At 66.1% G+C, this 22,779-nt stretch carries 26 protein-coding genes and 1 pseudogene; 12 read left to right on the top strand and 15 right to left on the bottom strand.

Going from position 1 to position 22,779, the window contains the following annotated elements; genetic code table 11:
• Positions 1-6: 6 nt before the first annotated feature.
• From ACIGJB_RS07450 to mltG, 3 genes are all read right to left on the bottom strand, one after another.
• Positions 7-1,059: a DNA polymerase III subunit delta' gene (locus ACIGJB_RS07450; RefSeq protein ID WP_483732060.1), complete on the bottom strand. Its 1,053-nt coding sequence runs from the start codon at positions 1,057-1,059 to the stop codon at positions 7-9.
• An 83-nt stretch (positions 1,060-1,142) separates the two neighbouring features.
• The gene (tmk, locus tag ACIGJB_RS07445; protein WP_483732059.1) at positions 1,143-1,754 is read right to left on the bottom strand and encodes a dTMP kinase; all 612 of its coding nucleotides are present in this window, start codon (positions 1,752-1,754) and stop codon (positions 1,143-1,145) included.
• A gap of 6 nt (positions 1,755-1,760) precedes the next feature.
• A complete protein-coding gene (mltG, locus tag ACIGJB_RS07440) occupies positions 1,761-2,756 on the bottom strand; it encodes an endolytic transglycosylase MltG (protein WP_483732058.1) in 996 nt (331 codons plus the stop codon).
• A 203-nt stretch (positions 2,757-2,959) separates the two neighbouring features.
• Here mltG and ygfZ point away from each other — a divergent pair, with 203 nt between their 5' ends.
• The 3 genes from ygfZ to ACIGJB_RS07425 are packed head-to-tail and all read left to right on the top strand — an operon-like array spanning position 2,960 to position 5,129.
• A complete protein-coding gene (gene ygfZ / locus ACIGJB_RS07435) occupies positions 2,960-3,967 on the top strand; it encodes a CAF17-like 4Fe-4S cluster assembly/insertion protein YgfZ (protein ID WP_483732057.1) in 1,008 nt (335 codons plus the stop codon).
• Positions 3,968-3,983: 16 nt separating this feature from the next.
• On the top strand, positions 3,984-4,274 hold the full coding sequence (locus ACIGJB_RS07430) for a DUF4936 family protein (protein WP_483711285.1): 291 nt from the start codon (positions 3,984-3,986) through the stop codon (positions 4,272-4,274).
• Between the two features lie 27 nt (positions 4,275-4,301).
• Positions 4,302-5,129 carry an NRDE family protein gene (locus ACIGJB_RS07425; RefSeq protein ID WP_483732056.1) on the top strand — a complete coding sequence of 276 codons (828 nt, stop codon included), beginning with the start codon at positions 4,302-4,304 and terminating at the stop codon, positions 5,127-5,129.
• Here ACIGJB_RS07425 and ACIGJB_RS07420 read toward each other — a convergent pair whose 3' ends face one another.
• A complete protein-coding gene (locus ACIGJB_RS07420) occupies positions 5,130-5,558 on the bottom strand; it encodes a GNAT family N-acetyltransferase (protein ID WP_483732055.1) in 429 nt (142 codons plus the stop codon).
• 189 nt (positions 5,559-5,747) lie between these two features.
• On the opposite strand from ACIGJB_RS07420, the gene ACIGJB_RS07415 reads away from it, so the two are divergent.
• The 7 genes from ACIGJB_RS07415 (at position 5,748) to denD (ending at position 12,708) form a co-directional block, all read left to right on the top strand.
• Positions 5,748-6,485, top strand: a complete 738-nt coding sequence (locus tag ACIGJB_RS07415) for a FadR/GntR family transcriptional regulator (protein ID WP_483732054.1) — start codon at positions 5,748-5,750, stop codon at positions 6,483-6,485.
• 52 nt (positions 6,486-6,537) lie between these two features.
• Positions 6,538-7,440 carry an L-threonate dehydrogenase gene (gene ltnD, locus ACIGJB_RS07410; RefSeq protein ID WP_483732053.1) on the top strand — a complete coding sequence of 301 codons (903 nt, stop codon included), beginning with the start codon at positions 6,538-6,540 and terminating at the stop codon, positions 7,438-7,440.
• Between the two features lie 13 nt (positions 7,441-7,453).
• Positions 7,454-8,752, top strand: a complete 1,299-nt coding sequence (gene otnK / locus ACIGJB_RS07405; RefSeq protein ID WP_483732052.1) for a 3-oxo-tetronate kinase — start codon at positions 7,454-7,456, stop codon at positions 8,750-8,752.
• Entirely contained in the window at positions 8,752-9,405 is a 654-nt protein-coding gene (gene otnC, locus ACIGJB_RS07400) for a 3-oxo-tetronate 4-phosphate decarboxylase (RefSeq protein ID WP_483732051.1), read from the top strand. The genes otnK and otnC overlap by 1 nt, the downstream gene beginning before the upstream one ends.
• 99 nt (positions 9,406-9,504) lie before the next feature.
• Positions 9,505-10,893 (top strand): MFS transporter, encoded by a 1,389-nt coding sequence (locus tag ACIGJB_RS07395; RefSeq protein ID WP_483732050.1) that lies wholly within the window; start codon positions 9,505-9,507, stop codon positions 10,891-10,893.
• 37 nt (positions 10,894-10,930) lie between these two features.
• Positions 10,931-11,713: a 2-oxo-tetronate isomerase gene (gene otnI, locus ACIGJB_RS07390; protein WP_483732049.1), complete on the top strand. Its 783-nt coding sequence runs from the start codon at positions 10,931-10,933 to the stop codon at positions 11,711-11,713.
• A gap of 20 nt (positions 11,714-11,733) precedes the next feature.
• Positions 11,734-12,708, top strand: a complete 975-nt coding sequence (gene denD / locus ACIGJB_RS07385; protein ID WP_483732048.1) for a D-erythronate dehydrogenase — start codon at positions 11,734-11,736, stop codon at positions 12,706-12,708.
• Between the two features lie 252 nt (positions 12,709-12,960).
• Here the strand turns inward: denD and ACIGJB_RS07380 are convergent, their stop codons facing one another.
• The 4 genes from ACIGJB_RS07380 to ACIGJB_RS07365 all read right to left on the bottom strand — a co-directional run bounded on the left by ACIGJB_RS07380 (position 12,961) and on the right by ACIGJB_RS07365 (position 16,941).
• Positions 12,961-14,229: an IS256 family transposase gene (locus tag ACIGJB_RS07380; protein WP_483729500.1), complete on the bottom strand. Its 1,269-nt coding sequence runs from the start codon at positions 14,227-14,229 to the stop codon at positions 12,961-12,963.
• A 64-nt stretch (positions 14,230-14,293) separates the two neighbouring features.
• The gene (locus ACIGJB_RS07375) at positions 14,294-14,731 is read right to left on the bottom strand and encodes a YbgC/FadM family acyl-CoA thioesterase (protein WP_483732047.1); all 438 of its coding nucleotides are present in this window, start codon (positions 14,729-14,731) and stop codon (positions 14,294-14,296) included.
• 112 nt (positions 14,732-14,843) lie between these two features.
• A complete protein-coding gene (locus tag ACIGJB_RS07370; protein ID WP_483732046.1) occupies positions 14,844-15,824 on the bottom strand; it encodes a tripartite tricarboxylate transporter substrate binding protein in 981 nt (326 codons plus the stop codon).
• Between the two features lie 85 nt (positions 15,825-15,909).
• On the bottom strand, positions 15,910-16,941 hold the full coding sequence (locus ACIGJB_RS07365) for an alpha/beta hydrolase (RefSeq protein WP_483732045.1): 1,032 nt from the start codon (positions 16,939-16,941) through the stop codon (positions 15,910-15,912).
• 279 nt (positions 16,942-17,220) lie between these two features.
• Here ACIGJB_RS07365 and ACIGJB_RS07360 point away from each other — a divergent pair, with 279 nt between their 5' ends.
• Together ACIGJB_RS07360 and ACIGJB_RS07355 are read left to right on the top strand one after the other, a co-directional pair.
• Entirely contained in the window at positions 17,221-18,369 is a 1,149-nt protein-coding gene (locus tag ACIGJB_RS07360; protein WP_483732044.1) for an iron-containing alcohol dehydrogenase, read from the top strand.
• A 54-nt stretch (positions 18,370-18,423) separates the two neighbouring features.
• A complete protein-coding gene (locus tag ACIGJB_RS07355) occupies positions 18,424-18,945 on the top strand; it encodes an O-acetyl-ADP-ribose deacetylase (RefSeq protein WP_483732043.1) in 522 nt (173 codons plus the stop codon).
• A 6-nt stretch (positions 18,946-18,951) separates the two neighbouring features.
• On the opposite strand, the gene ACIGJB_RS07350 is transcribed toward ACIGJB_RS07355, so the two are convergent.
• From ACIGJB_RS07350 to ACIGJB_RS07320, 7 genes and pseudogenes are all read right to left on the bottom strand, one after another.
• The gene (locus tag ACIGJB_RS07350; RefSeq protein WP_483732042.1) at positions 18,952-19,656 is read right to left on the bottom strand and encodes an aspartate/glutamate racemase family protein; all 705 of its coding nucleotides are present in this window, start codon (positions 19,654-19,656) and stop codon (positions 18,952-18,954) included.
• A gap of 143 nt (positions 19,657-19,799) precedes the next feature.
• A complete protein-coding gene (locus ACIGJB_RS07345) occupies positions 19,800-19,967 on the bottom strand; it encodes a hypothetical protein (RefSeq protein ID WP_483732041.1) in 168 nt (55 codons plus the stop codon).
• A pseudogene (locus ACIGJB_RS07340) lies at positions 19,964-20,135 on the bottom strand (porin); the annotation flags it as partial. The gene ACIGJB_RS07345 and the pseudogene ACIGJB_RS07340, both read right to left, overlap by 4 nt.
• On the bottom strand, positions 20,087-20,227 hold the full coding sequence (locus ACIGJB_RS07335; protein WP_483732040.1) for a hypothetical protein: 141 nt from the start codon (positions 20,225-20,227) through the stop codon (positions 20,087-20,089). The gene ACIGJB_RS07335 and the pseudogene ACIGJB_RS07340, both read right to left, overlap by 49 nt.
• Positions 20,224-21,171 (bottom strand): polysaccharide deacetylase family protein, encoded by a 948-nt coding sequence (locus ACIGJB_RS07330; protein ID WP_483732039.1) that lies wholly within the window; start codon positions 21,169-21,171, stop codon positions 20,224-20,226. The genes ACIGJB_RS07335 and ACIGJB_RS07330 overlap by 4 nt, the downstream gene beginning before the upstream one ends.
• The gene (locus ACIGJB_RS07325; RefSeq protein ID WP_483732038.1) at positions 21,171-22,100 is read right to left on the bottom strand and encodes a polysaccharide deacetylase family protein; all 930 of its coding nucleotides are present in this window, start codon (positions 22,098-22,100) and stop codon (positions 21,171-21,173) included. Before ACIGJB_RS07325 ends, ACIGJB_RS07330 begins: the two co-directional genes overlap by 1 nt.
• A gap of 1 nt (position 22,101) precedes the next feature.
• Complete coding sequence (locus tag ACIGJB_RS07320; RefSeq protein WP_483732037.1) at positions 22,102-22,779, bottom strand: isochorismatase family protein; 678 nt, start codon at positions 22,777-22,779, stop codon at positions 22,102-22,104.

Raw genomic sequence — 22,779 nt, 5'->3', positions numbered from 1 at the left:
GACCGACTATCGTTCTGTTTTAGGTGTTTTTGGCCCTGCTTCCCGGCACTGGAACAGTTGCCGGTATTCGAGAAATACGGATTCCATCACCAGCCTTGCCGCGAGCGGATGATTTTCGCTGCGACGGTGCGCATTGATGCGCGCCGCGAACGCCTGCAGCCGATGGGCGCTCGATGCGTCGGCACAACGCGCCAGCACCGCGCGCTCCTTCGGGAAGTAGCGCGGCACCGCGCCGCCCGAGGCATCGAGCCGGCACTTCAGCAGATCGTACGTCCAGCGCTGGAGGATGCCAAGCACGGGGGGGACCGGCATCTTTTGTAGTTGTTCCGCCGCCGCAGACGCGTCGAACTCGGCGCCGGCACCCAGTTGGCCGACCAGCCAGCGCTGCAGCGGCTGCTCCTCGGCTTCGGCGGCATGCAATGCCGTCAGCGGCGAACCGCCGGCCAGTGCCAGCTGGGCTTCGGCGTCCGCCACGCCCTGGCCCTTGAGCCAGGCGAGCGCGGCGTCTGGTGTCGGACGCTGCGTGGAAAACTGGCGGCAGCGCGACAGGATGGTCGGCAAGATCCGGTCGAGCCGGTCGGTGACCAGCAGGAACACCGTCGAAGACGGCGGCTCCTCGAGCGTCTTCAGCAGCGCGTTGGCACCTTCGGCCTGCAGGGCATCCAGCGGGTAGACCACCACCACGCGCAAGCCGGCCCGGTGCGTCCCGACGCCGACCGCCTCGATCAGCGCCCGCACCTGCTCCATGCGGATGATCTTGCTGGGCGCCTTCTTCTTGCCGCTGTCGTCCGACTCGCCTTCGCCCGAAGCCTCCAGCGCTTCCGGACGGACCACGGTGAAATCGGGATGGTTGCCCTGGCTGAACCAGTGGCAGGCCGCGCACTGGCCGCACGGCTGGCCATCAGGCCGCGGCGACTCGCATAGCAGGCCCTGCGCGAAATGCAGCGCCAGGTCGCGCTTGCCGGTTCCTTGCTGGCCGTGGATCAGCAGCGCATGGGGCAGCCGTTCGCGCAGCGCGCCAAGCCGTTGCCAGTCTTCCGTTTGCCAGGGATAGAGCATGCGAATCAGTCAGTTAGCCGTGAAAGCTGAAGTGCTGCCTTCATCTCGAAGGCGATATTATCGATCAATCTAACGCTTCAAAATCAAAGCGTTGCGATGATTTTCTCAAGCTCGACACGAATCTGGTCGATGCTCCGCGTGGCGTCGATCACGCGAAAACGGCCGGGCGCTTGCGCAGCCCGACGCAAATACTCGGCACGGGTGCGTTCGAAGAAGGCGCGCGATTCGGCCTCGAACTTGTCCGGCGCACGCGCACCAGCCAGGCGTTCGCTGGCGGTTTCCAGCGGCACGTCGAACAGCAGCGTCAGGTCTGGCTGCAGTCCCGCCTGCACCCAGCCTTCCAGCGCTTCGAGCCGCGCCGTGGCCAGCCCCCTGCCACCGCCCTGGTAGGCAAAGGTGGCGTCGGTGAAGCGATCGGAGATCACCCAGTCGCCGCGCGCCAGCGCCGGTTCGATGACTTCGGCGATATGTTCGCGCCGTGCCGCGAACATCAGCAGCGCTTCGGTTTCCAGGTGCATCTTCCGGTGCAGGAGAATCTGGCGCAGGTCTTCGCCCAGCGGCGTACCACCGGGCTCGCGCGTGGTGACCACGGCGCCAACGTCCTTGCGCTCGCGCAGACGCGCCGCCACCCAGTCGATATGCGTGCTCTTGCCGGCGCCGTCGATGCCTTCGAAGGTAATGAATTTTCCGCGCATGGATGCCTATTTGCCGCGCTGGTACTGGTCAACCGCGCGGTTGTGTTCGGGAAGCGTGTTGGAGAAATGGCTGGTGCCGTTGCCGCGCGCCACGAAATACAGCGCGTCCGACGGCGCGGGCGCCGTCGCGGCCGCCAGCGAGGCCAGGCCCGGCAACGCGATCGGCGTGGGCGGCAGGCCGTTTCGGGTGTAAGTATTGTACGGGGTGTCGGTCTGCAGGTCGCGCTTGCGCAGATTGCCGTCGAAGCGCTCGCCGATGCCGTAGATCACGGTCGGGTCGGTCTGGAGCATCATGTTCTTGCGCAGCCGGTTGACGAATACCGCGGCGATCATCGGGCGCTCGGCGGCCTGGCCGGTTTCCTTCTCGACGATCGACGCCATCACCAGCGCCTCGTACGGAGTCTTGTAGGGCAGGTCCGCGGCACGGGCGTTCCAGGCCTCGTTCAGGCGCCGCTGCATGGCCTTGTAGGCATGGCGGTACAGCTCGATATCGCTGCTGCCGCGCGCGAACAGGTAGGTATCCGGGAAGAACAGCCCTTCCGGCGCGGCTTCGGCAGCGCCGATTGCCTTCATCAGTTCGGCATCGGACATGCCCTGCGTGTCGTGGCGCAGCGCCGGGCTGGCGTCCACGGCCGCGCGCATCTTGCGGAATTCCCAGCCTTCGATCACGGTGACGACGTAATGCGTCACCTCGCCGCGCGCGAGCTTGCCGATCACGCCCAGCGGCGTAATGCCCGTCTCGAAGGTGTAGCCGCCGGCCTTCAGGTCCGGTCCGTGCCCGGTCAGCCTGACCAATAGCTGGAACAGCCGCGAGTCCATGCCCACGCCGCCGCGCTGGAGCTGGCGGCCGACGCTGGCGACGCCCGAATTAGGCTTGATGACGACCTCGACAGGCGATGTGGACAGCTCCAGCGGCTGGTTGGCCCACCACGCAAAAGCACCGGCGACAGCCGCGGCAAGCACCAGGACCACGAGTCCCAGGCGGATGAAAAAACGTGTCATGTAATCCGTTCAGTCTCGGCAGCGTCCGTGTGGCGGGTGATGCCCCCTGCCCGCCGCGCGCGCCGGCGCCCGCTGAAATGCCGGCAGCCCCATATAATACCGGGAGCCTTGCGCCGCCACGATGAGACGGGTCTCTACCGAAGCCGTGACGCGCGGCGCGCACCTCCCAAACGCACCCCTCTTGCCTGAACGGAATGCCTGACATGAACACCCCAGCCCCGGATCTCGCCGCCAGCCTTGACGCCCTGCAAAACGGGGGGATTGTCTGCGCGCCGTCCGGGCTTGGCTGGATCCGCGTGGCAGGCGACGACGCCGCCACGTTCCTGCACACCCAGCTGACCAACGCGGTCGAGGATCTCGCGCCTGGCGCCGCGCGCCTGGCCGGCTATTGCTCGCCCAAGGGCCGGCTGCAGGCCAGCTTCCTGATGTGGCGCGACGCCGAGGGCATCGTGCTGCAACTGTCGGCCGACGTCCTCCCCGCGCTGCAGAAGCGACTGAGCATGTTCGTGCTGCGCGCCAAGGCGAAGCTCAGCGATCTCACGCCGGCCGTTGCCGTGCTTGGCGTGGCCGGGCCGCATGCCGCACAGACCCTTGCAAAGGCCGGACTGGCCGCGCCCAACGCCGTGTTCGACGCCGACAGCGCTGACGGCACGACCGTCATCCGCCTGCCGGACGCCGCCGGCCAGCCGCGCTGGCAACTGCTGCTGCCGGCCGCGCGCGCCGCCGAAATCCGTGCGGCGCTGGCCAGCCAGCTGTCCGAAGCCGATGCGGCGTTCTGGGACTGGCTCGAAGTGCAGTCCGGCATCCCGCGCATCGTCGCGGCGACGCAGGAACAGTTCGTGCCGCAGATGGTCAATTTCGAACTTGTCGGTGGCGTCAATTTCCGCAAGGGCTGCTATCCGGGACAGGAAATCGTGGCCCGCAGCCAGTACCGCGGCACGCTCAAACGCCGCATGTGGCTGGTACAGGGCAACGGCGCCGTGCCGGCCCCGGCCGCGGAGATCTTCCGTCCGGAAGACCCGCAGCAGCCGTGCGGCATGATCGTCAACGCCGCCCCGGCGCCTCAGGGCGGCTGGGCAGGCCTGGCCGAGCTGAAGATCGACGCCGCCGCGGCAGCCCTGCACCTGGGCAGCGCCGAAGGCGCCGCGCTGACGGTGGGCCGTCTTCCGTACGAAGTACCGCTGTCCGAGGCCGCGCAGGCCGCCGGCTGACCTGCAGGACACCGCCATGAGCGATCACCTCTACGTCTATTTCCGCGTGCCGGAAGCCACAGCGGCCGAAGCGCTGCCGCACTGGCACCGCTGGATGGAGACGGTTGCCGAGGCGACCGGAATTGGTGGTACGCTGATGCGCAGGCCCGAAACCCGCGCCGGCGTGCAGACCTGGATGGAATGCTATGCCGATGTCCCTCCCGCCTTCGACGCCACGCTGTCAGGTTTGTGGCGCCAGAGCGGTCTGGAGCAGTGGGTGGACGGCGAACGCCAGGTCGAGCATTTCATCGACCTGGACCTGCTGTAGATTCTGCGCAGTAAAGGAAGCAAAGCAATGTGCCTGATCCTGGTTGCCTGGCAATCTCACCCGGACTATGCCCTGGTGGTGGCCGGCAATCGCGACGAATTCTATGTCCGTCCGGCGGCGCCCGCGCACTGGTGGCAGGAGGCCTCGCAGGTGCTGGCGGGCCGCGACCTGGCCGATGTCATCGGCGAGCCCGGCACCTGGATGGGCGTGGCGGGCGAAGGCCGCTTTGCCGCGCTGACCAACTATCGCGCCCCGTCGGAAAAACGCACCGACGCGCGTTCGCGCGGTGAACTGGTGGCCGGCTTCCTGCGTGGACACCAGGGGCCAGCCGACTACCTTGGCGCCCTCGCAGGCGCGGACGGCTGCTACAACGGCTTCAACCTGCTGGCCTGCGATTTGCACGAACTCTGGTGGTACAGCAACCGGTCGGCCTCTCGCCAGCCGGAGCGCCTGCGGCCGGGCCTGTACGGGCTATCCAACGCCCTGCTCGATACGCCGTGGCCCAAGGTGCGCAGCCGGGTCGGCGCGCTCGCGGAAGTGCTGGCGGCCGATACCGGCCATGCCAATGCCAGCGCCGCGCCCTACCTCCAGCTGCTGGCGGACGAGCGCCAGGCCGCGAACTTCGAACTGCCTTCGACCGGTGTCTCGCCCGAGTGGGAAAAGCTGCTGTCGTCCGCGTTTATCCGCTCGCCCAACTACGGCACGCGCGCGAGCACCGTGCTGCGCGTGCGCCACGACGGGCGCTTCGATTTCAGCGAACGCAGCTTCGATGCGAACGGCCAGACCGGCGAGGTCTCCTATCGCGGCAAGCTGAACCTGGCCCGCGACACGGGAACGGTACCGGCGCCGCGCTGATCAGTCGCGCAGACGCTTGCGCATCTCCACATGCGGGATGCCGGCTTCCTCGAATTCATCCCCGACCTGCGTGAAACCGGCGCGCGCATAAAACGCCGCGGCATGCGTCTGCGCGTTGAGCACCAGCTCCGGATAGCCCAGTTCGGCGGCCTTGTTCATCAGCGCCTCCAGCACGCGCGCGCCGACACCGGTGCCCCGCACCAGGCCGAGCACCGCCATGCGGCCGATATGCCCGTCGGGCAGCAGACGGCCGGTGGCAACCGGCGTGCCGTCCTCCGCCAGCGCCAGGGCATGCCAGCTCGGCTCATCCCATTCGTCCCACTCCAGCTCGACCGGCACGCCCTGCTCTTCGACGAACACGGCGTAGCGGATGGCGCGGGCGCGCTCGCGCGCTTCGGACCAGGGGCAGATCAGGACGGTGACAGGCATGGAAATTCGTTGGGAATAATAGAAAAGCGGGTCATCCACAGGGAGGTTGCGGCCGCCATGATACGCCACAAACCACCACGCGCCTGAAGCACCGGCCCGCGCACTTCGCACCATATAAGGGTTTACCTGCACTAACAGATCTTTATGAAATTTGTATGATGACCTGACTACCCGATGACCCGATAAGCCATGTTCCAGAAAGTCCCGGCCCGAGCCCTGACCGACAATGTCGCCGAACAATTGCTGGAGAAGATCCAGAGCGGCGCCTTCTCGCGCGGGGACAAGCTGCCGACGGAAGCCGTGCTGTCCGAGGAATTCGGCGTCAGCCGCACGGTGATCCGCGAAGCGATCTCGCGGCTCAAATACGAAGGCGTGGTCGAATCGCGCCAGGGCAGCGGCGTGTTCGTGACCGAACAGGCAGGCATCCGCCCGCTGCGGATCGACTACACCGACACCGGCACGCTGGATTCGGTCCTGCAGATCGTCGAACTGCGCCGGGCCATCGAGGCCGAGGTGGCCGCGCAGGCCGCGCGCCGCCGCACCGACGCCACCATGGTGGCTATCGACGCAGCGCTGGCCCGGCTCGACGCCGAAGTGGCCGAGGGCGGCGACGGTGTTGCCGCCGATGTGGCTTTCCACCGCGCCATTGCCGCCGCCACGGGCAATCCGTATTTCCTCAAGACGCTTGAATTCCTGAGCCAGTACCTGGAAGCCGCGACGCGCGTGACGCGTACCAACGAGGCCCGCCGGGCCGACTTCACGCGCCAGGTGCGCGACGAACACCTGGCCATCGTCGCCGCGATCCGCGCGGGCGACGCGCTGGCCGCGAGCAATGCCGCGCAGAACCATATGTTCAACGCCGCCCGCCGCCTGTCCCAACTGGGCCAGGACGAAGCGGACGACGAGCGTTCCGGCACGGCCAGCTGAACCAGCGCCGTGCTCATCGATTGACCAGTCTTACCTGCATCAGGAGTTTTCTATGTCCCGGAATATCGGCGTGATCGGCCTTGGCGCCATGGGCAATGGTGTCGCGCAGTCGCTGCTGCGCGCGGGCCTCAACGTGCATGCCTGCGACCTGCGGCCCGACGTGCTGCAGCGCTTTGCCGATGCCGGCGGCGTGCCGTGCGCCAGCCCCGCCGAACTGGGCAGCCGCTGCGATGTCGTGATCACGCTGGTGGTCAATGCCCAGCAGACCGAGGCCGTACTGTTCGGCGCCAACGGTGCCGCCACGGCGATGCGCCCGGGCACGCTCGTCATTGCCAGCGCGACGGTGCCGCCCGCCTTTGCCGAAGCCCTGGGCCGCCGGCTTGGCGAGCAAGGCATCCTGATGCTCGATGCCCCGGTGTCCGGCGGTGCCGCGCGCGCGGCCAGCGGCGAGATGACGATGATGACGTCCGGCCCCGCCGAAGCCTATTCGCTCGCCGAAGACGTGCTGGCCGCCATCTCCGGCAAGGTCTACCGGCTGGGCGACGCCCACGGTGCCGGCTCCAAGGTCAAGATCATCAACCAGCTGCTGGCCGGCGTGCATATCGCCGCCGCGGCCGAGGCGATGGCGCTGGGCCTGCGCGAAGGCGTCGACCCGGATGCGCTGTACGACGTCATCACGCACAGCGCCGGCAACTCGTGGATGTTCGAGAACCGCGTGCCGCATATCCTCTCCGGCGACTACACGCCGCTGTCGGCGGTCGACATCTTCGTCAAGGACCTCGGCATGGTGCTCGACACCGCGCGCACCAGCAAATTCCCGCTGCCGCTGTCCGCCGCAGCGCACCAGATGTTCATGATGGCCTCCACTGCCGGCCACGGCGGCGAGGATGATTCCGCCGTGATCAAGATCTTCCCCGGCATCGAACTGCCGGCCAAGGCCGACAAGGCCAACTGAGGCGCAGCGCATCATGACCGCCATCCAAGCGCAAGACCGCCCGCTGCTGGGCTGCATCGCCGACGACTTCACCGGTGCCACCGACCTGGCCAACACGCTGGTGCGCAACGGCATGCGTACGGTGCAGACCATTGGCGTGCCGGACGCCGGCGCTGTGCAGGATATTGGCCAGGCCGATGCCATCGTGGTCGCGCTCAAGTCGCGCACGATTCCCGCCGCAGACGCCGTAGCGCAATCCCTGGCTGCGCTCGACTGGCTGCGCGCACAGGGTTGCCGGCAGTTCGTCTTCAAGTATTGCTCGACGTTCGATTCAACCAGCGCCGGCAATATCGGCCCTGTCGCCGAAGCCCTGCTGGCAGCGCTCGATAGCGACTTCACCATCGCCTGCCCGGCCTTTCCCGAGAATGGCCGCACGATCTTCCGCGGCCATCTGTTCGTCGGCGATGTCCTGCTGAACGAGTCAGGCATGGAGCATCATCCGCTCACGCCGATGACTGACGCGAACCTCGTGCGCGTGTTGCAGGGGCAGAGCCAGGGCAAGGTCGGCCTGCTGCGCTACGACGCCGTCGCTCGCGGTGCGAACGCAACCGCCGAGCGCATTGCAGCCCTGCGCGGCGACGGCGTACGCCTTGCGATTGCCGATGCGGTTTCCGATGCCGACCTGTTCACGCTTGGCCAGGCCTGCGCGGCGTTGCCGCTGATCACCGGCGGCTCGGGCATCGCGCTGGGTCTGCCCGAGAACTTCCGCCGTGCGGGCCTGCTGCCACAGCGTGGCGATGCCGCGTCGGTGCCGCGCATCGATGGCGATGGTGTCGTGCTGGCTGGCAGCGCCTCGCGCGCGACGAACGGCCAGGTTGCGCGCTGGCTCGGTGAGGGCCGCCCCGCCCTGCGCATCGATCCGCTGGCGCTCGCGCGCGGCGAAGCCGTAGTGGATGCCGCACTCGCCTTTGCGGCCAGCCACGATGAACCTGTGCTGATCTACGCGACCTCTAGCCCTGACGAAGTCAAGGCCGTGCAAGCCGAACTCGGCGTGGAACGCGCGGGCCATCTGGTCGAGCAGGCTCTGGCAGGTATCGCGGCCGGACTGCTCGCCAGCGGCACGCGCCGCTTCGTTGTCGCGGGTGGCGAGACCTCGGGCGCCGTCGTGCAGGCGCTGGGTGTGCGCGCGTTGCGCATCGGCGAGCAGATCGCGCCGGGTGTGCCGGCAACTGTCACGCTGGATGCACAGTCCGTCGCGCTGGCATTGAAATCCGGCAACTTCGGCGGCGAGGATTTCTTCGCGCAGGCACTCGCACAACTCGGAGGCCAGTGATGAGCCAGGAAAGCCAGCTGCGCGAAGAGATCTGCCGCATCGGCGCGAGCCTCTTCCAGCGCGGCTATACAGTCGGCTCGGCCGGCAACATCAGCGCACGGCTCGATGATGGCTGGCTGATCACGCCCACCGACGCCTGCCTCGGCATGATGGATCCGGCAGCCTTGGCCAAGGTGTCCGGCGATGGCAACTGGGTCTCGGGCGACAAGCCGTCGAAGACGCTGACGCTGCACCGTGCCATCTATGACAACAACCGCGAGGCTAACGCCGTGGTGCACACGCACTCGACGCACCTCGTGGCGCTGACGCTGGCCGGCGTATGGCAGTCTGACGATATCGTGCCGCCGCTCACCCCGTACTACGTCATGAAGGTCGGCCACATTCCGATGATTCCGTACCACCGCCCCGGCGATCCCGCCGTTGCGGCGCAAGTTGCCACGCTCGCCAGCAAGGTGCGCGGCGTCATACTGGAGCGGCTCGGTCCGGTGGTGTGGGAGTCCAGCGTCTCGCGCGCGGCCTTCGTGCTGGAAGAACTGGAGGAAACCGCGAAGCTCTGGATGATGATGAAGGACGTTCCGGGCTTTGCCGCCCGCGCCGCGCTCAGCGAAAGCGCACTCACCGAACTGCGGGATACGTTCAAAGCCCGCTGGTAGCAACCTGCTGATTCCCGACCCGACGCGACCCGGACGCGACTGCCGCCAGGCAGCCGCGCGGAGAACACTCGCGCCCCCGAAACCCGAACGGAGACCACCGTGACACCGAACCAACCCGCGGCCAGCGTGCCCGCCTATGACAGCCTGGGCGGCAATGCCCGGCTCGACGCCCGACTCGACGCCGATATCCAGATCGAGAAACGCGCCTATCACAAGGTGTTCTGGCGCATCATGCCGTTCCTGATGCTGTGCTACGTGATCGCCTATCTCGATCGCGTCAATGTCGGCTTCGCCAAGCTGCAGATGGGCCAGGACCTGGCCTTCTCCGAGACCGTGTTCGGTCTTGGCGCCGGCCTGTTCTTCATCGGCTACTTCCTGTTCGAACTGCCCAGCAACCTGCTGATGCACAAGCTCGGCGCGCGCATCTGGATCGCGCGCATCATGATCACCTGGGGCATCGTGTCAGGGCTGTTCATGTTCGTCCAGACGCCGACCCAGTTCTACGTGATGCGCTTCCTGCTAGGCCTGGCCGAAGCGGGCTTCTATCCGGGCGTGATCCTCTACCTGACCTACTGGTACCCCGCCAACCGCCGCGCGAAGATGATCGCGCTGTTCATGTCGGGCATTCCCGTGGCCGGCATGTTCGGCAACCCGCTGTCGGGCTGGATCATGGACGCCTTCAACAACACCCATGGCCTGCGCGGCTGGCAATGGATGTTCATCATCGAAGCGCTGCCGTCGCTGCTGATCGGCGTGCTGACAGTGTTCGTGCTGCGTGATGGCATCGACAAGGCGCCGTGGCTCGACGCTGATGAAAAACGCGTGCTCAAGCGCAATGTCGAGGCAGACCAGCAGAATGCGGTCAAGGCAGCCGGCGCCGCCTCGGGCAAAGCGCATGGCCACTCGCTGGGCGCCGTGTTCCGTGACAGCCGCGTCTGGTGGATGTGCCTGATCTACTTCTGCTTCGTCACCGGCCAGTATGCGCTGACGTTCTGGATGCCCACGCTGGTCAAGGCCAGTGGCGTCACCGGCAACTTCAACATCGGCCTGCTGTCGGCAATCCCGTTCCTGTGCGCGATCGTGGTCATGAACATCCTCGGCCACAGCGCCGACGCCCGCAGCGAGCGCCGCTGGCACCTGATCGTGCCGGCCCTGATGGGTGCCGCGGGCTTTGCGATTGCGGCATCGTTTACGCACAATACGACCGTAGCCATCGCTGCACTGTCGCTGGCCGCAGCCGGGGTACTGACCTGCGCGCCGCTGTTCTGGTCGCTGCCTACCGCATTCCTGTCGGGTATCGCCGCGGCGTCTGGCATCGCGGTGGTCAACTCAGTGGGCAACCTGGCCGGCTTCGTGTCGCCGTATATGGTCGGCGCGCTCAAGGACATGACGCACAGCACGCAGTTGCCGATGTACGTGCTGTCGGCGATCCTGGTCGTCGGTGCCGTGCTCGTATGGCTGACACCGGCCAGGCTGGTCAACCGCTGACCGGCCCGCCTTCAAGACTCACAACCGGAAACCAACCATGCCGCGTTTCGCCGCCAACCTTTCGATGATGTACACGGAGCGTGACTTCCTGGACCGCTTTGCCGCCGCCGCGGCGGACGGCTTCCAGGCGGTCGAGTACCTGTTCCCGTACGACTACACGGCCGCCGAACTGCGCGCGCGACTCGACGCCCATGGCCTCGTGCAAGCGCTGTTCAACGCGCCGCCGGGCGACTGGGCCGCAGGCGAACGCGGCATGGCGGCCATGCCCGGCGGCGAAGCCGAGTTCCGCGCCGCCTTCGGCCGCGCACTGGAATATGCCGGCGTGATCGGCAATGACCGCATCCACGTGATGGCCGGCCTGATCCCGGCCGATGCTGACCGCGCGCGCTGCCGTGCCACTTATCTCGAGAACCTGGCCCACGCCGCCAGTGCCGCCGGCGCGCAAGGCATCACCGTGCTGATCGAGCCGATCAACACGCGCGACATGCCCGGCTATTTCCTGAACAGGCAGGACGACGGGCAGTCGATCTGCAAGGAGGTCGGCGCCGACAACCTGAAGGTGCAGTTCGACTGCTACCACTGCCAGATCGTGGAAGGTGATGTGACCAAGAAACTGCAGCGCGACTTTGCGGGCATCGGCCACATCCAGATCGCCGGCGTGCCCGAGCGCCACGAACCGGACATCGGCGAACTGAACTATCCGTACCTGTTCGACATCATCGACAACCTGGGCTACCAGGGCTGGATCGGCTGCGAGTATCGGCCGCGCGCCGGCACCTCCGCCGGCCTGGGCTGGATCAAGCCTTACCTGAAGCGCTGAACCCACTGAGAAGCATTGCCATGAATGTACTGATTACCGGCGGCGCCGGCTTCCTCGGCCTGCAACTGGCGCACCTCCTGCTGCAGCGCGGCACCCTGGACCTGGACGGCCGCGCAGTCGCCTTCGACCGCCTGACGCTGCTCGACGTGGTGGCGCCGCATGGCCTGGACGATGCGCGCGTGCGCGTGGTGACCGGCGACCTGTCGGACTCCGCCGTCCTCGCGCAAGCCATCGATGCCGACACCGGCGCCATCTTCCACCTGGCCGCCGTGGTCTCGGGCCAGGCCGAGGCCGACTTCGAGCTTGGCATGCGCGTCAATCTCGATGCTTCGCGTGCGCTGCTGGAAACCTGCCGCGCGCTTGGGCACAAGCCGCGCGTGCTGTTCACCAGCTCGGTCGCAGTCTATGGCGGGGAGCTGCCGCCCGTAGTGCGGGACGATACGGCGCTGAACCCGCAATCGTCCTACGGCGTGCAGAAGGCTATCGGCGAACTGCTGCTGTCCGACTACAGCCGGCGCGGCTTTGTCGACGGGCGCGTGCTGCGCCTGCCGACCATCAGCGTGCGGCCGGGCAAGCCCAATGCGGCGGCTTCATCGTTTGCCAGCGGCATCATCCGCGAGCCGCTGGCGGGTGTGGAAGCCAATTGCCCGGTGGCACCGGAAACGCCGCTGTGGCTGCTGTCGCCGCGCGCGGCCGTGACGGCGCTCGTCAACGGTATCGAGTTGAATGGAGAACGCCTCGGCAATCGCCGCGTGGTGAATCTGCCGGGCTTGTCGGTAACTGCCGCCGGCATGGTGCAAGCGCTGCGGCGCGTGGCGGGCGATGCGGTGGCAGACCGGGTTACGTGGCAACGCGAGGAACGTGTCGAGAAGATCGTCGGCACGTGGCCGGCGGCGTGGAATGCGGAACTTGCGGTGTCGCTTGGGTTCCAGAGCGATGCGAGCTTTGATGAGGTGATCCGGGCGTATATGGAGGATGCGGGGTTGGCGAAGTAAGCTCACAAGGCGTTACTACGGGCACCGCACTTGCAACTTCCAGGGACCTGTCCCCTCTCCCGCTTGTGGGAGAGGGTTAGGGAGAGGGCAAGCGCGTCGCGGCCTTGCACCGTCTGTCACGAGGCACATGCCTGCCCTCTCCCCCAGCCCCTCTCCCGCGAGCGGGAGAGGGGAGCAAACCAGCGGGATAGTCCTGTTGGCAGCCGTCGGACGTGTCAGGAATTTCGTGTGCTGAGGTCGTTGTAAGAAATCTCAGCCGATGGCGTTGGTGAATCGCTCGCCAAACAGAATGGCGAACTGATTGACTGCCTGCCGCCAGGTGATAGGCGGCATCTTCCAATCCTTTTCGATGTTGCGCAAGGCCAGAAACAACAGCTTGCTGGCCGCTTCGTCGCTGGGGAAGTGGCCTCGATTCTTGACGATCTTGCGCAACTGCATGTGCATGCTTTCAATGGCGTTGGTCGTATATATGATTCTGCGTACTTCCGGTGGATAGGCAAAGAAGGGAATCACTTGCTCCCACTGGCGTTGCCACATGGCCGCGACGGTAGGGAATTTACGACCCCATTCGCCTTGGGAGAAAGCCTCCAGCGCCGCTGCTGCCGCATCGGCCGTGGCGGCCTGATAGATCGGCTTGAGCGCCGCAGCGAGCGGCTTGCGATCCTTCCAACTCGCCAGACTCAGCGAATTGCGGATCAGATGCACAATGCAGGTCTGGATCTGGGCATCCGGATAGACCGCTTCGATCGCCTCGGGAAAGCCGCGCAAGCCATCGACCACTGCGATTAGGATGTCGTTCAAACCGCGGTTCTTCAATTCGTTGAAGACCTTCAGCCAGAACTTGGCGCCCTCGGTTTGCTCGATCCACAGGCCCAGTACTTCCTTGCGGCCGTCGGCCCGAATGCCCAGCGCCAGATAGACCGCCTTGTTCTTGACCGTGCCTTCGTCGCGAATCTTCAGCCGGAGCGCGTCAAAGTACACGATCGGATACATGGCCTCGAGCGGCCGTTGCTGCCATTGCTCGACGTCGGCCAGCACCTCATCCGTGACCGTGGAAATCAGATCGGGCGACACCTGGAGCCCGTATAGCTCCAGCAGATGGCCCTGAATCTCGCGCACGCTCATGCCGCGCGCATACATGCTGATGACGTGGTCGTCGAAGCCTGGAAGCCGGCGTTGATACTTGCCAACCAACTGCGGCTCGAACGTTGCCTGCCGATCGCGCGGGATATCGAGCGTCAGCTCGCCGTTGGGCGTAATGACTGTCTTGGGGCTCTTGCCGTTGCGGTGGTTGCCGGCTTTGCCTTGCTCCGCCTCGCTCTCCAGGTGATGAGTCAGTTCGGCCGCCAACATTCGCTCGGCCAATTGCTTCTTCAACTGCCCAGCCAGGCCTGATTCGCCGAGGATCGACTCGGCATCTTTGTTCTGGACCTGCGCCAGCAGTTGATCGATCAGTTCATCAGGGAACAGCTTGGGTGCCTTCGGGCTCTTGCTCTTCTTGGTCACTGTTGTGTCGGTCATAGGACGTTTCCGTAATCGTCTCATGACCTCGTCACACTAAAAATCTGACAGGCTCCAGCCGTCTTCACGCCGCCGGTTTCACCACCTCATACCCTTCAATAATCTCCCGCACCGTCCCCGGAATCGGCGCCGATTTTTGCGACTTCGGATCCGCGCACACATACACGATCTCGCCCGTGATCAGGTGTTCGTCTCCGCGGTACATCTCCACGCGGAACAGCATGCTCGACCGCCCCATCCGCGCCATGCGGCCGCGGATATCGAGTACATCGTCAAACCGCGCCGAGGCGTGATACTCGAGCGTTGACTTGACCACGAAGATATCAACCCCATGCGCATGCAGCACGTCTTCCGGATAGCGGATGCCGGCATCGCGCCAGTATTCCGTCACGCAGATATCGCAGTAGGTCAGGTAGTGCGCATTGAAAACGATCGATTGCGGATCGACTTCGGCCCAGCGCACGCGCAGCGGCATGCTGTGGCGGAAATCTTCTTTTGCCATCTGGCTTGTCTCCCTTGAATGGATCTCGCATGGCATTCAGGCCGCCACCCCGCTTCGCATGTTTCCGGCGGGATGGCGGCCTGAGCCGTGGTGCAGGCTGACGCCAGCGAACTTACTGCTTGGCCAGGCCCAGCTTCTCGATGATGGCCTTTTCCTTCTTCACCGTTTCCGCGGCGAACTGGGAGTACTGTGCGCTGCTCATGTAGTACGGCTCCATGTCGAACTTGGCCAGCGATTCCCGGTAGTTCGGCATTTCCATGGCCTTCTTGAAGGCGTCATGCAGCTTCTGCACGATCTTCGGGTCGGTGCCTTTCGGTGCCACCAGGCCGAACGGCGAGGTCTGCACGATGCCCATGCCCAGTTCCTTCAGCGTCGGCACGTTGGGGAAGCGCGCCGAGCGCTTGTCGCCCCACGTCGACAGCAGGCGCAACTTGCCCTGCTCCACGTACTGCGCCCACGCCGGCGTATCGGCCACCGACATCACGTGGCCGCCCAGCAGCGCCTGCATCGATTCGGAGTTGCCCTTGTACGGGATGTGCGAGAACTGCACGCCCTGCTTCATCGCCAGTTCTTCCATGGTCAGGTGCAGCGTGGTCATGGTGCCGGGCGAGCCGTAGGTCAGCTTGCCCGGATTGGCCTTGGCGTAGGCGATGTAGTCCTGCATGGTCTTGATCGGCGAATCGGCCGGGACCACCAGGCCGAACGAGTAGCCGGCCAGGTTGATGATGTAGCTCAGGTCCTTGACCGGGTCCCAGTTGATCTTGGTCGTATACGGCAGGCGATAGACCGGCATGGCGACCTGCGCCAGCGTGTAGCCATCCGGCTGCGTCGATTGCATCATCTGGGCCGGCAGCACGCCGCCAGCACCCGGCTTGTTCTCGACGATGACGGGCTGGCCGAGGATCTTCGAGGCGTTTTCAGCCAACACGCGGAACGGGATATCCGTGGAACCGCCGGCCGTATAGCCGATGACGAGGCGGATCGGGCGTTGCGGGAATTTCTCTGCCTGCGCTTGCGCGGGCATGGCGGCGAAACCAAGCGCGGCGGTGGCGGCGACGAGGCCGGCGCGGGCGATGAATTGGCGGCGTTGCATTTGACGATATCTCCTTGTGCTGCAAGTCACTGCTAGAAATGATTGGATCGGGTGCGGCGCGTGCCGCGGCCCGATGTCTGCTTTTTTATTGCCCGGTGCCGAAAGCGGCCCGGAGCGCCGCCACGGCATCGGCATGCGCCTGCGCCACGGCGGGCACGAAACGGCCCATCTTGAAGAAGTCGTGGATCATGCCAGCATAGTCGGCCAGCGTGACCGCCACGCCGGCCGCGCGCAATTTTTCCGCATAGGCCACGCCCTCTTCGTGCAGCGGGTCGTAGCCGGCCACGGCGATCCAGGCGGAACAGCAGCCGCGCACATCGGCACCGGCGCCGCCGCCATCGAGCGGGGCAAAGCGCCAGTCGTCGCGGCTCGATTCCTGGTCAAGGTAGTGCGAGAAAAACCACTGGATCATGTCGGCGGTGAGCAGGTAGCCATCGGCCAGCGCCCGGTGCGACGGCGTGTCCTGCCGCGCGCAGGTGCCGGGATAGATCAGCAGTTGCAGCACGGGCGCCAGGCCGCTGTCGCGCGCATGGATGGCGCAGGCCGTGGCCAGCGTGCCGCCGGCGCTGTCTCCGCCCAGCGCAATGCGCTGCGGATCCGCGCCCAGACGGGCGGCTTCCTCGAACACCCAGTGCAGCACGTCGAATGCATCGTTGGCCGCGGTCGGGAACCGCCATTGCGGTCCGAGGCGATAGTCGACGGACAGCACCATGCAATCGGCGCGCGACGCCAGCATGCGGCACAGCGCATCGTGCGAATTCACGCTGCCCACCGTAAAGCCGCCACCATGGAAATACACGAGCAACGGCAACGGCTCGGCCCAGCTGGCCTCGCGCGGCGCATACAGGCGTGCCGGAATGGCATGGCCATCGCGGGCGCAGATATGGAGATCCTCCACCGCATGCACCGCGGGCGGCGAGATATCCAGGATGGGCGCACTCTTCTCGTACGCGATCTTAGCGTCTTGGACGTCCATCACATGGATGGGCGGCCGCTTGGCACGCGCGATCAGGTCGAGCAACGCTGCCACTTGCGGATCGAGCGGGACCGCCGGCATGCCGGGAACCGCGTGGCCAGCAGGCGAGGCGGGGGATGAGGTGGACGGTACAGCGGACATGGCAGACACTGGATTCGATACAGCCCTGGCGGCATCCTGGCGGGCAAAAATGTTTCCGGCTTCCCCCGGCATCGGGAGAAGTTCGAATTGTGAACGATCGTTCGATTTCAGTATCATGCCAGTGTTTCACGAAGCGGGCAGTCCGAAATAACCCCGATGCATGTGCGCGGCGGGGGTTTCTGGGCGATCATCAACCCATCCAACCCGTTTGGCCAGTGAATCCCAGGAAGCGCCCTACAAGCAAAATTAGCGGCGGATCGCCGCAGGAGACACCGAACCATGGCCTTTATCTACTATCTGACCCACATCCACCTCGACTTCGGCGCAGTGAGCCTGCTCAAGTCCGAATGTGAACGCATCGGCATCCGCCGGCCGCTGCTGGTGACGGACAAGGGCGTGGCCGCGGCGGGCGTGGCGCAGCGCGCGATCGATGCGATGCAAGGCCTGCCGGTGGCGGTCTTTGACGAGACCCCGTCCAACCCCACCGAAGCCATGGTGCGCAAGGCCGCGCAGCAATACCGCGACGCCGGCTGCGACGGCCTGGTCGCCGTCGGCGGCGGTTCTTCGATCGACCTGGCCAAGGGCATCGCGATCCTCGCCACGCATCCGGGCGAATTGACGACCTACGCGACCATCGAAGGCGGCAGCGCGAAGATCACCGAGCGCGCCGCGCCGCTGATTGCCGTGCCCACCACATCCGGCACGGGCAGCGAGGTGGCGCGCGGCGCCATCATCATCCTCGACGACGGGCGCAAGCTCGGCTTCCATTCCTGGCACTTGCTGCCGAAGTCAGCCATCTGCGACCCCGAACTGACGCTGGGGCTGCCCGCCGGCCTGACCGCCGCAACCGGCATGGATGCGATTGCCCATTGCATCGAGACCTTCCTGGCGCCCGCCTTCAATCCGCCCGCCGACGGCATTGCGCTGGACGGCCTGGAGCGGGGCTGGGGCCATATCGAGCGCGCCACCCGCGACGGCAAGGACCGCGATGCGCGGCTCAATATGATGAGCGCCTCGATGCAGGGCGCCATGGCGTTCCAGAAGGGCCTGGGCTGCGTGCATTCGCTGTCGCACCCGCTCGGCGGCCTGAAGATCGACGGCAAGACCGGACTGCACCACGGCACGCTCAACGCTGTGGTCATGCCAGCCGTGCTGCGCTTCAATGCCGACGCCCCGACCGTGCTCCGCGACGACCGCTATGCGCGCCTGCGCCGCGCCATGCACCTGCCGGAAGGCGCCGACATCGCCCAAGCCGTGCACGACATGACGGCCCGCCTCGGACTGCCCACCGGGCTGCGCCAGATGGGCGTGACCGAGGACATGTTCGACAAGGTGATCGCGGGCGCGCTGCTTGACCACTGCCACAAGACCAATCCAAAAGAGGCCAGCGCGGAGGATTATCGGCGTATGCTTGTGGCGTCCATGTAGGCCAGCCTGGCCCTGGGCCGGTCCGGGACACTCATCCACTGGGGGAGACAGCGAATGACTGGTGAACACTTGCAGGTTGTGCATGGCGACATTACCCGGATGGAAGTCGACGCAGTCGTCAATGCGGCCAACAGCGGCCTGCTCGGCGGCGGCGGCGTGGACGGTGCCATCCACGGTGCCGGCGGACCCGCGATCATGGCGGCGTGCAAGGCCATCCGCGACACGCAGGGTGGCTGCCCGACCGGCGAGGCGGTGATCACCACAGGCGGGCTGCTGCCCGCGCCGTACGTCATCCACGCGGTCGGCCCGGTCTGGCATGGCGGCAGCCGCGACGAAGACGCACAACTGGCCAGCGCCTACCGCAACTGCATCCGGCTGGCCGCCGAACATCACCTGCGCACCATTGCGTTTCCCAATATCAGCACCGGCATCTACGGCTTTCCGCGGGAACGCGCGGCCGATATTGCCATCCGTGCGGTGCGCGAAGCCCTGGCGACCGCCAAAGGCATCGAACAGGTGACGTTCGTCTGCTTCGACGACGAGAACTACAAGCTGTACCGCGAACGCCTGTCCTGACGACGCCTACGGCGCCACGCCGTCATCGGCCATGGCCACCGCGGCTTGCGCATGCAGCGCGGTGGTATCGAACACCGGCAGCGCGCTGTCCTGCGGGCCGATCAGCAGCGTGATCTCGGTGCAGCCGAGAATCACGCCCTGCGCGCCGCGCGTGCCGAGTTCGCCGATGATGCGCTGGAATTCCACGCGTGCCGCGTCGCGAATCGTCCCATGGCAGAGCTCGTCATAGATGATGTCGTGCACGATGGCGCGATCGGCTTCGTCCGGCACCAGGGTCTCGATGCCGTGGCGGTCGTGCATCCGGCCGCGGTAAAAATCCTGTTCCATCGTGAACCGCGTGCCGAGCAGCGCGACACGGCGAATACCTGCTTCGCGCAACGCCCGTGCGGTCGGGTCGACGATATGGATGAACGGCACCGACAGCGCGGCTTCGATCGCCGGGGCCACGCGATGCATGGTATTCGTACACAGCAGCACGAAATCGGCACCGCCGGCCTGCACCTGCCGGGCCGCCTGCTGCATCAGCACGCCAAGCTCGTCCCAGCGCCCATCGTGCTGCAGCGCCTTGATCTCCTCGAAGCACACCGTGGCCATGACGCTGCGCGCATTGCGATGCCCGCCCAGCCGGGCTTTCATGCCCTGGTTGATGAGCCGGTAGTATTCGGCGGACGATTCCCAGCTCATGCCGCCGATCAGTCCGATAGTCTTCATTGCCCGCTCCGTTTGGCGCATGGGGATTGCGCGTTATCTTTCGCGGCAATCTACCACCCGGATCTGCCGGCAGACAGGGACAGTTTCCTTGAAGGCAACCCGGCCAGTTACGGCCGGGCAACCATCCCGCGCGCGCGGCCGCCTCAGAACTTGTGACGCAGGCCCACGCGCAGCACCGCCTGGCTGTCGTCGGCCGACGGGCCCACGCCGTTGATGGCGGCAACGGCGCTTCTGCCGGTCGAATCGGTCCCCGATGCCTTCTGGTAGAACGCCATCGCATAAATGTAGAACGAGGTGTTGGGGTTGTTCACGCTCAGGTAGCCAATGCCAAGCCTGAGCGGCCCGCTGCCGTATCCCGCCCCGAGCGACCAGATCTGGTCGCGCCCCGCGCTGCCCGCGACACCGCCGAGGCTGTAGACGCCGCCGAAGCTCAGGCCGCCGTAATCCGCGCTGCGGAATTTGATGGCGTTGTTGACGCGCCGCGGCCATCACGCGCTTTGTCATCTGCAAACCATCGCGCCGGACCGACTTCGCTGACCAGCACGTCGATGCTCTCCCTGTTTGCGGTCATGGCGTCTCCTGCGGTTGCTGCGCGGCAAAGGCCGCGAGAATTTCGCCGGCGCCGGCGCTCCAGACTTCAGCTTTCGCCATCACATATTCCAGGGCGGCTTCCAGATAGCGCATGCGGTGCGGCTGCCCCAGCAGCCACGGATGCAGCGACAGCGCCAGCATGCGGCCGCCCTGCTCGCGCGCTTCTTCCAGCAGGAGGTCGCAGGCGTCCATCACCTGCCGCGTCCAGGCAGCTTCGCTGTGCAGGTTGTCCATCAGCACGAAGCGGTCTTCCAGTTCGGTCGACAGCGGCATCGCCCACAGCGCGCCATGGCGCGTGCGGAACGGGTATGGCATGTCGTCGTTGACCCAGTCACACATGTACTCGATGCCGCAAGCGCGCAGCAGTTCAGGCGTGCTGGCGCTCTGCAGCTTGCCGGGGCCGAGCCAGCCGCGTATGTCGCGACGGCTCAGGCGGCCGAGTTCGTCGAGCGAGCGCTGCACGATTTCGGCTTCGACCGCGGCATCGAGACCGCCCGCATGCGCGGTGTCCATGTGCCATGAATGGCCGATGATCTCGTCGCCACGCTCGGCCACCGCCGCCATCAGCGCCGGATAGCGCTGCGCCAGCCGCGCATTGACGGCGAAGGTCGGGCGCACGCCGTAGCGGTCGAAGGCTCGCAGCATGCGGAAGATGCCGACGCGGTTGCCGTAATCGCGCAGCGTGTAGTGGCGCAGGTCCGGGTAAGGCATGGCCATGTTGCCCGGCGCCGCCACCGGCTGGCCGGTGGGGTTGAGCGGGAAGAACTGCAGGCTCACGTTGACCCACAGCGCCAGCGTCTTGCCGCCGGGCCAGCGCACCGGGGCGCGGCTGGCCAGCATCGACCAGTCGTAGCGGTCGTGGTCCATGCCGGGCCGCAGGTGCGGGTACTGCAAGGCTTGGGGTTCGAGTGGTGCCTGTGGCATCAGCACGTCCTCCGCGCCGGGACATCGACAGCGGCGATCGCCGCGGCCGCGTCGTCATGGCAGTGTTCGAGGTAGTACTCCGCAATCTCGCGGCCGGTGGCAACCCAGACCTCGGAGTGGCCGGTGATGTACTCCAGCGCCTCCTCGAACGCCTTGAGCCGGTGCGGGCAGCTGACCTGGTAGTTGTGGGTGGGGATGCACATCACCGTGCCGGAGTCGGCGCCCTCCGCGTACAGCCGGTCAAAGCAGTCCATCAGCATCTGTCCGTAGCGGCGCGGCTCGACCTTGTTCACCACATAGGCGATGGTGTCGTTCATCTCCAGCGAATATGGCAGCGAAATAAAGCGCTGGCCGCCGCGCACGCGCACCGGCGTGGGCTGGTCGTCATGGAACAGGTCGCAGGTGTAGACGCCGCCCAGTTCGGCGAACAGGTCCAGCGTCAGCTCGCTGTGCGACAGCGCCGGCGCGAGGTAGCTCGCAGGCTTGCTGCCGGTGTATTTCTCGATGATGGCCATGGACTCGCGGATCATCTCGCGCTCCTGGTCCTCGGACATGCCGTAGCTGTAGCGCGTGTTGTAGATGCCGTGCGAGAAGAATTCCCAGTCGCGCTCCCGGCACATCGCGACGATCTCGGGATGATGCACGCACAGCGCCGCCGACAGCGACACCGAGCCGCGGATGCCGTACTTGTCGAGCAGCCGCATCTGGCGCATATGGCCGACGCGGTTGCCGTAGTCGCGGATCGAATAGCCCGGCACCGCCGGATACGGGTGCGGCCACGCGCGCCGGTGCGGGTTGGCGGGCGGGTCGAGTTCGTAGAACTCGATGTTGGGCGCGACCCAGAAGGCCAGGCGCGCGCCGCCGGGCCAGCGGAGCTTCGGGCGGTTGCGGTACGGCCAGTAATCGTAGTAGCCGGGGCATTCGCGCATGTCAGTTCCCCTGCTCCGCGCGCGCAGCCTGCAGGCGGCGCTCGAGCCAGTCCTGCACTTCGAGTACGTCGAGCACATCCGCGTACTTGAGCATCATGTCGGCCAGGTTGGCGAAGTGGAAACTCTCGTGCTTGTCCGCCACGCACTGCTCCGGCACGATGGTGCGGTAGCCGCGCGACAGCGCATCGACCGCGGTGGCACGCACGCAGCCGGAGGTCGAGCCGCCCGTGATCACCACGGTATCGACCTGGTGCCAGACCAGCAGCGACTGCAGCGGCGTCTCGAAGAACGCCGACGGCATCTTCTTGCAATAGACCACGTCGCGGACCGGATCGACGTCGGCGCGGGCATCGAACTGCGCGCGCTCGGAGCCGTGCTTGATGTTCTGCAAGGAATCCGGCGTGTCCGTGCGCGTGCCCCATACTCCAGCGTCTTCGCCGGAAGCCATGTAGGCCACCTGCGTCCATACCACCGGCCAGTCCAGCGCGCGAAAGCGGCGCGTCAGCGCACCTGCCGCGTTGATATCGGCAATCGCCAGCAGCGCGCCGGTGACCGGGTGCAGCACGCCGATGCGCACCGGCCCCGGTTGCGCGCGGCCCACCTGCGGTGCCAGCGCGCCGGCGCCGAGCAGCGCGGCCTGTCCCAGGAACCGGCGCCGGGCCGGATAGGTATTGCCCAT

Source organism: Cupriavidus sp. C2SS-8b (assembly GCF_057073745.1).
The sequence above is the reverse complement of the archived record's forward strand: the minus strand, read 5'-3'. Positions and strand labels throughout refer to the sequence as shown.